A 12,480-nucleotide genomic window follows, 5' to 3' on the forward strand; every position below is an offset into this window, starting at 1 on the left:
TCTTAAATGCATGTGATTGCTTATTTGTTGATGACGGAAATAAAAAAATAGCCCACATTTGTGGGCTATTAACTGTTCAATTAGACGCGTGCGGTGATTTCAAAATCGTATAAGCTCGACTTGTAATACACGATGGAGTACTCGTAGATTTTCCGCTCTTCATAGAAGTTCTGCGATTGGTTAATCAATATCGGCTCTAGTTTATCGGCGGCTAATAACCGCTGTGCATCGTCATCTGGTAGGGTGGGGATGAGTTTTTGTTGTGTCTTGACCATCTCAATGCCATGGCGGCTTAAGTATTCGAACTTGGAACCTTCTAAATCCTCTTTGGTGAGATTCGGTAGCAAAACACGAGGAATATAGAATTCTTCGTAGGATACCACCTGATCTTCGATTAAGCGCAAGCGGCGCGCGAAGTTTACCGGATCGTCCTGAGCGATGTTGAGCTTTTGAGCAACCAATTCAGTTGCTGGTAATACTTGAAAGTCATCGACGATGTTTTGTGCCTCATGGCCTGAGCCCGCAGCCTCTTTGGCAAAGCCCGACATCGACAAAAAGTCATGCTTAAGTTTGTTGGCTTTTACAAAGCTGCCTTTGCCTTTTTCGGAAAAAATGTAGCCAAGTCCGGTCAGTTGCTGCAGTGCTTTGCGCACAGTAACACGGCTGACTTCAAGCACTTCAACGAGTTGATTTTCCGAAGGCAGTTTACTGCCCGCCGGGTAGGTACCTTTGTCGATTTCTTGTTTAATCTTTTCCGCAACTTGAATGTATAAGGGTTGCAGTTTTTTTGGATCGAATAGCTCAGTCATAGTGGGATCGCAATAAAGGCTCCATTTAGAAGGAAGGCTTTGAAGATAAGCAGTGCGTTTGAATTGTACTTAAGTGGCTGAGATTCCGCCATCGATAGCTTATGACAGAGCAAGAAAAATGAAGGGGGGAGTGAAAGGTATCAATGATAATAATGCAGACTCGTGCCTTCGAGGCACGAGTCTATAGAACCCGAGTTGGGTTGTAACTACGCACTTAAGCGGTTTGCTTGCTGAGCTCTGGTGTTTCTTCTGCACTTGCTGGGGCAGTAGGTTCGCACTTGTCGACAAACCAACCCATGTAAGAAGTGATTACCGTGACCAAAATACACACGAAGCTTAGCCACATAAATGGCGCGTATGAAAGAGTGGCTACACCCAAAATACTGGCCATGTAGATACCGTTATCGCTCCACGGCACCATACCGGATGTCAACGTTCCACCGAATTCAGCGTTTCTAGAAAGGTTCTTACGTTTGTAACCAAGGCGATCATAATTCTTCGCGCAGATTTTTGGGGTAAGAATGAGAGATACATACATTGCAGAACCGAACACATTGCCTAGGAAAGCGGTACCAATGGTGCTGGTGGCCAGTGAACCTGGGCTTTGTACGCGTCGTTCAAATAGTTTAGCGATAGTTTCCAGTACACCAACTTTATCGAGCAGGCCACCAAAGCCCAAACCAAACACGATTACTGCGACTGAACCTAGCATAGAAGACATACCGCCACGGTTTAAGATCGAATCGATAAAGCCAACCCCTGATTCAATGTGGAATGGAGCCCATGCGGTGTTAAATGCTTGAAGGAAGTCGACATCTTGAATCATGACAGCCCAGATAATACCTAGTAATGATCCAAAACTGATCACTGGGAAGGAGGGCATACGCATCGCTAACAAACCAAGTACAATCATTACAGGGACAAACGAATAAGGTGTGATGTAGAACTGTTTCTCCATCGCATCAATAACTGATTGAACCTGCGTCATATCAACGTTGCCAGCATAGTGGAAACCGAATGCAGTAAACATAATGCCGGTGATGATGTAGCTGATCAGAGCAATCGGCAGCATTCCTTTAATGTGTTCAACCACTTCAACATTGGACATTGATGATGCCAGAATGACGGAGTCTGACAGTGGAGACATCTTGTCACCAAAGTAGCAGCCTGACAAAACAGCACCTGCTGTGATTGGTGCAGGTACGCCTAGCCCTTGACCTATGCCCATCATTGCAATACCCGCTGTACCTGCGGCACCCCATGAAGTGCCCGTTGCTAATGCTGTCAATGAACAGATGATCATTGTCGCAAGTAAGAAGATAGATGGGTGAATCGCTTTAAGACCGTAATAAATGATGGTTGGGACAATACCGCCTGAAATCCAAGTCCCCACGAGTGCACCAACAGCAAGAAGGATTAAAACAGCACCAAGACCATTAGAAATGCCGTTAAGTGCTGCTTTTTCTAAGTCTTTGTATTGGTGACCAAGGCGAATACCAAGCACCATAATGACAAACCAGCCAATATATAGGGCTAGCTGAATGGGTAAGTCGAGCTGAGCGGTGAATGAAAAAGCCATTAGCAAAAATAAACCAAGCGCAACGATAACTTGCAGCAGGCTTGGTAAACGGGGGGTGAGTTGCGTCATGCAGAGCCTCTTATATGTGTTATAAGCCATATGCTCCAACAAGTATGGGGGTGGAACATATTGAGATAATTTACTCATTTGGGTACGCAAAGCACTTTACATGAGTCAGAATAATATTTCGAACAAATACAACTCCGATGTGATTTAAATCTATTGATGTATTTATTTCTAGTTAAATATATTAACAATGGTTAAAGATAATGGTTTTAAATGATGGTTTTTGTAAATGGCTTGTAGCACGAAGATTTCTTCGTTGTGCGGTAAATTGTATGTATTGTTGTAAAAAGTCATGAATATGCAAACAAGAGATAAAAAGTCATTTGAGGCAGAAATTTAAAAAAAGGATGCAAAAGTGACAGAATAGGGGAATTTTTCCTTGAGATTTTGTTGGGAAAATTGAAAGATTGTGGAAGTCTTTTTTAAATAATGTACACGGAGAGTTGAGAATGAGAGTAGGTTTAGTCGGTTGGCGTGGCATGGTGGGTTCTGTTCTAATGCAACGCATGGTTGAAGAAAAAGACTTCGATCTTATTGAGCCGGTATTTTACAGCACTTCTCAGGTAGGTATCCCTGCTCCAAACTTAGGTAAAGATGCAGGCCTTCTGCAAGATGCTTTTGACATCGAAAGTTTAAAACAGCTTGATGCCGTTGTGACTTGTCAAGGCGGAAGTTATACAGAAAAGGTGTATCCAGCACTTCGTCAAGCGGGTTGGAAAGGCTACTGGATTGATGCTGCATCAACGCTACGCATGGCGCAAGACTCTATCATTACGTTAGATCCTGTCAATATGGCTCAGATCCAACAAGGCATCCATGGCGGAACCAATACGTTTGTTGGTGGTAACTGTACCGTGAGTTTGATGCTGATGGGTTTGGGTGGCCTGTTTGAAAAAGGCTTGGTTGAATGGACCAGTGCCATGACTTACCAAGCTGCTTCTGGAGCTGGGGCGCAAAACATGCGTGAGCTAATCTCGCAAATGGGTGTCATTAATGATTCCGTGAGTTCTGAACTGGCGAATCCTTCAAGCTCCATTCTTGAGATTGATCAGAAGGTGGCAGACACTATGCGCAGTGGTTCGTTCCCGACTGATAAGTTTGGTGTGCCACTAGCGGGCTCTTTGATTCCTTGGATCGATGTGAAACGCGACAATGGCCAGAGTAAAGAAGAATGGAAAGCGGGTGCAGAAGCAAACAAGATCCTTGGCTTCCAAGAGTCGCCGGTGCCTATTGATGGTACTTGTGTTCGTATTGGTGCGATGCGTTGTCATTCTCAAGCGTTGACCATCAAACTTAAACAAAATGTACCGATGGATGAAATCGAAGAGATGATCGCGACGCACAACGATTGGGTGAAAGTGATTCCTAATGATCGCGATATTACAGCAGAAGAGTTAACGCCAGCGAAGGTGACTGGAACTCTGTCGATTCCTGTAGGCCGCCTACGTAAAATGGCGATGGGGGATGATTTCCTTAATGCCTTCACTGTCGGTGACCAACTTCTTTGGGGGGCGGCAGAGCCACTTCGTCGAACGTTGCGAATCATCCTAGCTGAAAAAGCATAATCATTAGTGCAAATGTACCCCGCTTTTGGGTTTGGTTTGTAAAAATAGAAAGGATTGACGCTGAACGTCAATCCTTTCTCATTGCTCTAACATCTAATCTTCAACGACTATCCTTCGGTCAGGGTCGGCCAACTTACTTCCACAGTGTTTGCAATGTATAGCATCTGAATCATGCCCTGAACGAGAGCAGTTTGGGCAGCGGACTAGGCTTTTATGAGCATTCATCTCTTGATGCAGTTCAGCAGTGATAATGCCGGTTGGTACTGCAATGATTGAGTAGCCCATTAGCATAGTGATGGAAGCGATCGCTTTACCGAGAATGGTTTGTGGGACCAAATCACCATAGCCAACGGTCGTGATAGTGACAATGGCCCAATAAATACTTAGGGGAATACTGGTAAAGCCATTTTTAGGGCCTTCGATAACATATATCAGCGCGCCAAAAATAATTACTAGGATTGCAACCGAACTGAAAAAGACGAAGATTTTTCTCCGTGCCATCAACAGAGAGCGTAGCAATATATTCGATTCTTGTAGATAGCGCACGAGTTTAAGTACGCGAAAAATCCGTAAGACCCGAATGGCGCGAATCACTCCCATAAATGAAGCAGAAGGGAAGAATAGAGTCAGGTATGTTGGCAGGATAGCCAGTAAATCGATGACACCATAAAAGCTCTTAGCGTAAGCCACTGGCTTTGGCGAGCAGTAGAGTCGCAGTAGATACTCTAAAGTAAATAAGCCGGTAAAGGTATATTCCAGATAGCGTAATTCTGTCGCCCACTTAGCATGAATGGTGGGTACTGACTCCAGAACCAGAACAATGAGCGAAGAGATAATGGCAATAATCAACGCGATGTCAAAGGCTTTTCCGGCCCGAGTATGGGTACCAAAAATAATGACATAAAGTTGATTTTTCAGTGATTCTTTGGACATGATAGAAAGACTTACGAAAAGATCTTTCTATCATAGCGAGTTATTTGTTATCAGGCTAATCCTGGAAACAGGTTACGCAGGCCATTGGCAATGAACTCGATACCGAGCGCACCCAAGATAAGCCCCATAATACGTGTGATGACGTTAATACCCGTTTGGCCTAAAAACCGTACAATCAGTGGTGCTGAGCGGAATAGAAACCAAGAACAAAGACAGAATAAGCTGACGGTTATAATAATACCGACAGTATCTAACATGGTTGGGTAGCGTGCGCCATAAACAATGGTTGAGCTGATGGCACCAGGCCCAGCCATTAATGGCATCGCGAGGGGAACAACACCTATTTGTTCACGGCTGACATACTCAGATTTCTCTTGTTTGTTCTGTTTATCCTCACCTAATTTACCACTCATCATTGAGAAAGCGATACTAAGTAGTAGCAGACCACCTGCGACACGGAATGAATCCAGTGAAATGCTGAACATATCCAGCAGCATCTGACCGGCGAGTAAAGACACTATTAATATGATGGCAACAGCCAAATTAGCGGTGGTGGCCGTCTTATGTTTTTCTTCCAGCGTCATATGACCAGTGAGAGAAACAAAAACCGGCATGATGCCGACAGGGTTGACGGCGGCAACTAAGCCTAGAAAGAACTGTAAAAAAATCGCAATTTCGAACGTTTGCATTACGCATGCCTACACAAAGTAAAGACCAGAACAGGATCACAAGAGTGACAAGCGGAATATAGTCGAAAACTTGCTGAGTCACGAATGAAAAAATCTAAAGCTAATCTGAATTCATTACTGAGAAAATCTAATTTCTGACAGAAACGTAAACACAGATGACACAATTTGTTACGTACAATGTGTATAAGTTTCCATTTGACTTACACAAACGTTAACACTTACACATTTTTGATAAAAACAGAGAGGGATTATAGTGCCTCACTTTCTATAGGTTATAAGCTTAGTAGCACAATGTTAGTGGATCACATGTAAGTTCGTGGTCAATAAATGAAACTTTTTTACAGTTTGTGTTCGATTAGATATTTGAGATATACAAATGTTGGAAATTTTCTGAGTATTTTGTTTTTTCTTTATTTGTTTAATTTCAATTGCTTATGTGTAATCGTTGAAGTTTAATACCACTAAGTAGGTAAATAATTTTTCAGAACTGATCTGGGTCAATTTTTTTCACAACTTGAAATAATATAATCAGCTCTGAAAGCAATTTACTAAGAAGTACTGGTAATTTAGATAGCGATACGAGCACAGTTTTCTTACTAAAAAGTTTTTAATATTTTGTTAATTTTAGGAGAATCCCTATGCCTGTAACTAATATGGCTGAACTAGATGCAATGATTGCTCGCGTTAAAAAAGCGCAAGAAGAGTTCGCTACTTTCTCTCAGGAGCAAGTAGATGCGATCTTCCGCGCTGCGTCTCTTGCAGCTAACCAAGCTCGTATCCCGCTAGCTCAGCAAGCGGTTGAAGAATCTGGTATGGGTATTGTTGAAGATAAAGTCATCAAGAACCATTTTGCGTCTGAGTTTATCTACAACAAATACAAAGATGAAAAAACCTGTGGCATCCTAGAAGAGGATGACAACCTAGGTACTATGACTATCGCAGAGCCTGTAGGTATCATCTGTGGTATCGTCCCAACGACTAACCCTACTTCTACTGCAATCTTCAAATCTCTTATCTCTCTGAAGACTCGTAACGGTATCATCTTCTCGCCACACCCACGTGCGAAGAACTCGACTAACGACGCAGCTAAACTTGTTCTAGATGCAGCAGTCGCAGCAGGTGCTCCAAAAGACATCATCGGTTGGATCGACCAGCCATCTGTAGAGCTGTCTAACGCTCTCATGAAGCACGACGATATCGCTCTTATCCTTGCAACTGGTGGTCCAGGCATGGTTAAAGCCGCTTACTCTTCTGGTAAGCCAGCAATCGGTGTAGGTGCAGGTAACGTTCCTGTCGTTATCGATGAAACCGCTGACATCAAACGTGCTGTAGCTTCTATCCTTATGTCTAAGACTTTCGATAACGGCGTAGTATGTGCTTCTGAGCAGGCTGCAATCGTAGTTGACGAAGTCTACGACGAAGTTAAAGAGCGTTTCGCTTCTCACAAAGCTTACGTACTAAGCAAAGCTGAAGCAGAGAAAGTTCGTAAAGTTCTTCTTATTGACGGTGCACTAAACGCGAAAATCGTTGGTCAGCCAGCGCCAGCAATCGCTGAAATGGCGGGCGTTAAAGTTCCAGCAGACACTAAAGTTCTAGTTGGTGAAGGTCTAGGTAAAGTATCTTACGACGACGCATTTGCTCACGAGAAACTATCTCCAACGCTAGGTCTATTCCGCGCTGACAACTTCGAAGACGCAGTGGCTCAGGCTGTAACTATGGTTGAGATCGGTGGTATCGGTCACACGTCTGGCCTATACACTAACCAAGACGTTAACGCAGACCGCATCCGTTACTTCGGTGACAAGATGAAGACAGCTCGTATCCTAATCAACATCCCGACGACTCACGGTGGTATCGGTGACCTGTACAACTTCAACGTTGCACCTTCTCTAACTCTAGGTTGTGGCTCGTGGGGTGGTAACTCTATCTCTGAGAACGTAGGTCCTAAACACCTAATCAACAAGAAAACTGTAGCGAAGCGAGCTGAAAACATGTTGTGGCACAAACTACCTAAGTCTATCTACTTCCGTCGTGGTAGCCTTCCTATCGCACTGAGCGACCTAGAAGGTAAGAAACGCGCATTCCTAGTAACTGACCGTTTCCTATTCAACAACGGTTACGCGGATGACGTAGTTAGCCTGCTTAAAGCTCAAGGCATGGAAGTTCAAACTTTCTTCGATGTAGAAGCGGATCCAACGCTATCTGTCGTAGAGAAAGGTGCTGAAGCAATGAAGAGCTTCCAACCAGACACTATCATCGCGCTAGGTGGTGGTTCTCCGATGGATGCTGCGAAAATCATGTGGGTTATGTACGAGCACCCAGACACGCACTTCGAAGAGCTTGCAATGCGCTTTATGGACATCCGTAAACGTATCTACAAGTTCCCTAAAATGGGTCAAAAAGCTGAGCTTGTATGTATCACTACTACTTCAGGTACTGGTTCAGAAGTTACACCATTCGCGGTTGTTACTGACGACAAGACTGGTGCTAAGTACCCACTAGCTGACTACGAAATCACGCCAAACATGGCTATCGTAGATGCTAACCTAGTGATGAACATGCCTAAGTCTCTAACAGCATTTGGTGGTTACGATGCCGTTACTCACGCTCTAGAAGCTTATGTATCTGTTCTTGCGAACGAATACTCAGATGGTCAAGCTCTACAAGCACTTAAGATGCTTAAAGAGTACCTACCATCAAGCTATGCGAACGGTGCAAACGACCCAATCGCTCGTGAGAAAGTACACAACGCAGCAACTATCGCTGGTGTTGCATTCGCGAACGCATTCCTAGGTGTTTGTCACTCTATGGCGCACAAGATTGGTGCCGAGTTCCACCTACCACACGGTCTGGCGAACGCACTACTAATCTCTAACGTAGTACGTTACAACGCGAACGATAACCCAACTAAGCAGACTGCATTCTCTCAGTACGACCGCCCACAAGCACGTCGTCGTTACGCTGAAGTTGCTGACCACCTAGGCCTAAGCCAAGAAGGTGACCGTACTGCTCAGAAGATTGAGCGTCTACTAGCATGGTTGGATGAACTAAAAGTTAACCTAGACATTCCAATGTCTATCCAAGCGGCAGGTGTTGCTGAAGCTGACTTTGTTGCTAAGCTTGATGAACTAGCTGTAGAAGCGTTTGATGATCAGTGTACAGGTGCGAACCCACGTTACCCTCTAATCACTGAGCTGAAAGAAGTATTACTAGCGTCTTACTATGGTAAAGCGTTCGTTGAAGGTGAAACTTTCGAAGGTACGACAGTCATCAAGAAGAAAGCTGATCAAGTTGCCGCGAAAGCTGCACCAAAGTCAAAAAAAGCAAAAGCTAGCGCATAAGTAGGAGCGTTGGTGTTGAGATAGGTTTTCGCTAGCACGAAACCTAACAATCGGGAAAAGATCAAGCCCCAATCGAAAGGTTGGGGCTTTTTTCGTTGTGATAGAGATGGAAAGAAGTTGATACTAGTTGGTTGGTCATAAAACTTGCTCGCATAAAAAAGCCAATGTAAAAACATTGGCTTTTGAAACATGTCGTGTATACGTGCCTACGCATTGAAGTGAATGATAACTACTTCTCGTCGTCTGGAAGTTTGACATTCAGCTCTAGTACCGAAATGTCGTCGTCCTTATGCTCAAAAGAAAGATCAACCATCGATGGGTCTACGGCAACGTATTTACCGATCACTTTAAGGATATCTTCCTTTAGCTGTGGTAGGTAGGACGGTGATGGGTCACCCTGACTACGACGCTCTGCTACTATAATTTGCAGGCGCTCTTTGGCTAAATTTGCAGAGGTTTTTTTCTGCGGACGGAAAAACTCAAGTAATGACATTTAGCCTCCGAATAGTCGTTTGAAGATCCCTTTCTTCTGCTCGGTTAAGAAGCGGAAATCCACTTGTGAACCTAACAGGCGCTCGACAGTGTCGTCATAAGCCATCCCCGCATCTGTGTCGTTATCGAAGATCACTGGTACACCTTTGTTTGAAGCGTTGAGTACTGCCTGACTTTCAGGGATAACACCAAGCAGTGAGATATGCAGAATCTCTTCGACATCTTCTACGCTCAGCATCTCACCTTGTGTCACACGTGTTGGGTTATAACGGGTGAGAAGTAGGTGCTGTCTTACTGGCTCAAGGCCTTCTTCTGCTCGGCGAGACTTAGAGTCCAAAATACCAAGAATACGGTCCGAGTCACGCACTGAAGATACTTCAGGGTTTGTGGTTACAATCGCTTCATCTGCAAAGTATAGCGCCATCAACGCACCTTGCTCGATACCTGCCGGAGAATCACAGATGATGAAGTCAAAACCCATGTCATCTAATTCATCAAAGACGCGACGAACGCCTTCTTTGGTTAATGCATCTTTATCACGCGTCTGAGAGGCTGGTAGGATAAATAGGTTATCCGTACGCTTATCTTTGATCATGGCTTGATTCAGCGTCGCTTCCCCGTTGATGACGTTAACAAAGTCATACACAACTCGGCGTTCACAGCCCATGATTAAATCGAGGTTACGCAGGCCAATATCAAAATCGATAACTGCGGTTTTCTTTCCTTTTAGTGCCAAGCCTGAAGCAATAGCGGCACTTGACGTAGTTTTACCTACACCACCTTTACCTGACGTGACAACAATAATGCGTGCCATTATGTGTTCCTTATAATCTTAAACGGTTAACAACTCGAACTTGAGCGAGTCATTGTCCAAACTGAACATAATTTTTTTCTGCCAGAATTCATCAGCAAACTGTTCGGTAAGCCAATAGTGCCCGGCAATCGACATTAATTCGGCATTGAGCTTATTGCAGATGATCACCGCACCTGTGTTTCCACTGGCACCAGCAATCGCGCGACCACGAAGTGTTCCGTGAATATGAATAGAACCATCTGCAATAACCTCGGCACCCTCACTGACGTGGCTTAACACGACCAGATCACAGTCCTTGGCGTAGATCTGCTGACCAGATCGTACCGGAGTGCGAATTATCTTGGTTGGTGCCATTTTTGCTGGAGCCTGAGAAGGGGATTTACTGGCTGACATAACAGCAAAACCAGCCTCTGAAGCCAGATTCTGAGTGCGTTTATCGCGACACCCTGTCACGCCAACAGGAATCATACCCGCCTGTGAAATTCCTTGTTTTAGTCTCGCAAAGTCAATATCACCATCAACTTTTGAAATATTGATGACAACAGGGGCTTGAGCAAAAAAAGCCGGTGCTTGTTCGACTTTTTCACTGAGAAACTGAATAGTATTTTCAACATCGTTATTTGAAAGGTGTAATACGGACAAAGTAAAACTACTACCTTTCAGGTCCGGTGAACTCGACATCTTTTTTGGAAACCTCGTAAGGACGTTGCCTGAGACTAGGGTTGTCATGTTATATTCCCACATTAAGCACAGCAAGTTATCTTGCACTCATTTGAGTGTTTTGCTCTCAAAAATAGCGAAACATTGACGTTCTCTGAATCTCAACAGACAAAAGGCTTCCCATGCTTTGTGCAATTTACAAAAGTTCTAAAAAAGAAGGCGCATACTTATACATCCCGAAAAAGGATGATTTTTCACAAGTTCCTGACACATTAATGCAAATGTTTGGCAAACCTACCATGGTAATGATGGTGAACTTGGATGGGCGCCAACTGGCTCAAGTCGACATTGAGAAAGTGAAACAATCAATGAAAGAGGAAGGTTTTTTCCTTCAGTTGCCGCCACCACCGAAGAATCTATTAGACGAATATAAAGAACAGAAAGCGCGCCAGCAATCAGAATAACTTCTCTCTTCTATAATAGGGAAGTTATTGGCGACTCATAATGTTGCTCAAGGAGGGCAATGTGAAAAAAATATTGTCAGTCATACTAGGTGCAACGATTGCGAGCTCAGCTTTTGCCAATGAGCTGAGCTTTGAGCAATACGTTGAAGGATTAAAACAAGAAGCGCGAACCAAGGGCATTTCTGAGCGTACGATTTCAGCAGCCTTTGAGGATGTGGCATATAAACCACGGGCCGTGAAAGCCGATCGTAACCAACCAGAAAAAAAACTCACACTGGATGAATACATTCCGCGAGCGGTGCCTGACTGGAAAGTCAAACAGGCTAAAGAGCTTTACACCAAGCATAAAAGTGAGCTTGAGCGTATTGGTGAGGAATACGGCGTTCAACCTCGATTTATTGTCGCGCTTTGGGGCGTTGAGAGTAATTTTGGTAAATTTACCGGTAATTACAGCGTCATTGATGCCTTATCGACCATGGCTTATGACGGTCGCCGTGAAGCATTTTTCCGTAATGAAGCGATGGCGGCGTTAACTATCCTAGAAGAAGGCCATATCAAAGCTGAAAACATGAAGGGGTCTTGGGCTGGGGCGATGGGGCAATGCCAGTTTATGCCGAGTTCTTTCCTAAATTATGCTGCGGATGGTAACGGTGATGGCAAGAAAGATATTTGGAACAACGAAAGTGACGTGTTCGCTTCGGCGGCCAATTACTTAAGCCAGTCTGGTTGGACCGACTCTTATACTTGGGGGCGTCAGGTTAAACTACCAAATGGCTTCGATACCAGTATTCAGGGGCGCAGTGAGGCAAAAGGAAAATACCTTCAGGAGTGGAGCAAGCTAGGTGTGACGCGTTACGATGGGCGTCCACTTCCCAAACTGGATGAAGATATTAAAGCCTGGTTGATAGCCCCAGATGATGCGAATGGCCGTGTTTACCTAGTTTACAATAACTACAATGTATTGATGAAGTGGAACCGTTCGTACTATTTCGCTTTGGCTGTCAGCCATTTGGCCGACAGAATCGTATTGTAATTGTTCTGAACAGGAGCTCTTTGGAGCTCCTTTTT

11 protein-coding genes are annotated in these 12,480 nt (G+C 44.3%); 4 read left to right on the forward strand and 7 right to left on the reverse strand.

The window, feature by feature from the left end:
• Positions 1–80 precede the first annotated feature (80 nt).
• Both L1D23_RS08865 and nhaC read right to left on the reverse strand, forming a co-directional pair.
• Complete coding sequence (locus L1D23_RS08865) at positions 81–809, reverse strand: GntR family transcriptional regulator (protein WP_239865661.1); 729 nt, start codon at positions 807–809, stop codon at positions 81–83.
• A gap of 214 nt (positions 810–1,023) precedes the next feature.
• The gene (nhaC, locus tag L1D23_RS08870; protein WP_239838206.1) at positions 1,024–2,457 is read right to left on the reverse strand and encodes a Na+/H+ antiporter NhaC; all 1,434 of its coding nucleotides are present in this window, start codon (positions 2,455–2,457) and stop codon (positions 1,024–1,026) included.
• A gap of 446 nt (positions 2,458–2,903) precedes the next feature.
• Here nhaC and asd point away from each other — a divergent pair, with 446 nt between their 5' ends.
• Positions 2,904–4,019, forward strand: a complete 1,116-nt coding sequence (gene asd, locus L1D23_RS08875) for an aspartate-semialdehyde dehydrogenase (protein ID WP_239838207.1) — start codon at positions 2,904–2,906, stop codon at positions 4,017–4,019.
• Positions 4,020–4,112: 93 nt separating this feature from the next.
• Here asd and L1D23_RS08880 read toward each other — a convergent pair whose 3' ends face one another.
• The gene (locus tag L1D23_RS08880) at positions 4,113–4,952 is read right to left on the reverse strand and encodes an ion transporter (RefSeq protein WP_239865663.1); all 840 of its coding nucleotides are present in this window, start codon (positions 4,950–4,952) and stop codon (positions 4,113–4,115) included.
• Between the two features lie 50 nt (positions 4,953–5,002).
• Complete coding sequence (locus L1D23_RS08885; protein ID WP_239838209.1) at positions 5,003–5,641, reverse strand: YchE family NAAT transporter; 639 nt, start codon at positions 5,639–5,641, stop codon at positions 5,003–5,005.
• A gap of 638 nt (positions 5,642–6,279) precedes the next feature.
• Here L1D23_RS08885 and adhE point away from each other — a divergent pair.
• Positions 6,280–8,982 carry a bifunctional acetaldehyde-CoA/alcohol dehydrogenase gene (gene adhE / locus L1D23_RS08890; RefSeq protein ID WP_239838210.1) on the forward strand — a complete coding sequence of 901 codons (2,703 nt, stop codon included), beginning with the start codon at positions 6,280–6,282 and terminating at the stop codon, positions 8,980–8,982.
• Positions 8,983–9,211: 229 nt separating this feature from the next.
• Here the strand turns inward: adhE and minE are convergent, their stop codons facing one another.
• From minE to minC, 3 genes are read right to left on the reverse strand one after another with little or no spacing between them, the layout of a single operon-like run.
• On the reverse strand, positions 9,212–9,475 hold the full coding sequence (gene minE / locus L1D23_RS08895) for a cell division topological specificity factor MinE (RefSeq protein WP_239838211.1): 264 nt from the start codon (positions 9,473–9,475) through the stop codon (positions 9,212–9,214).
• Positions 9,476–10,288 (reverse strand): septum site-determining protein MinD, encoded by an 813-nt coding sequence (gene minD, locus L1D23_RS08900; RefSeq protein WP_239838212.1) that lies wholly within the window; start codon positions 10,286–10,288, stop codon positions 9,476–9,478.
• Positions 10,289–10,306: 18 nt separating this feature from the next.
• Positions 10,307–10,969: a septum site-determining protein MinC gene (gene minC / locus L1D23_RS08905; RefSeq protein ID WP_239866759.1), complete on the reverse strand. Its 663-nt coding sequence runs from the start codon at positions 10,967–10,969 to the stop codon at positions 10,307–10,309.
• 161 nt (positions 10,970–11,130) lie between these two features.
• Between minC and L1D23_RS08910 the strand changes: the two genes are divergently transcribed.
• Both L1D23_RS08910 and L1D23_RS08915 read left to right on the forward strand, forming a co-directional pair.
• Positions 11,131–11,412, forward strand: coding sequence for a YcgL domain-containing protein (locus L1D23_RS08910; protein ID WP_239838213.1), 282 nt, complete (start codon positions 11,131–11,133; stop codon positions 11,410–11,412).
• Between the two features lie 61 nt (positions 11,413–11,473).
• Positions 11,474–12,445, forward strand: coding sequence for a lytic murein transglycosylase (locus tag L1D23_RS08915; RefSeq protein ID WP_239865665.1), 972 nt, complete (start codon positions 11,474–11,476; stop codon positions 12,443–12,445).
• The last annotated feature ends 35 nt before the right edge of the window (positions 12,446–12,480 follow it).

Origin of the sequence: Vibrio sp. Isolate24 (genome assembly GCF_022398215.1) — a bacterium.
Taxonomy (GTDB): Bacteria; Pseudomonadota; Gammaproteobacteria; order Enterobacterales; family Vibrionaceae; genus Vibrio; species Vibrio coralliilyticus_A.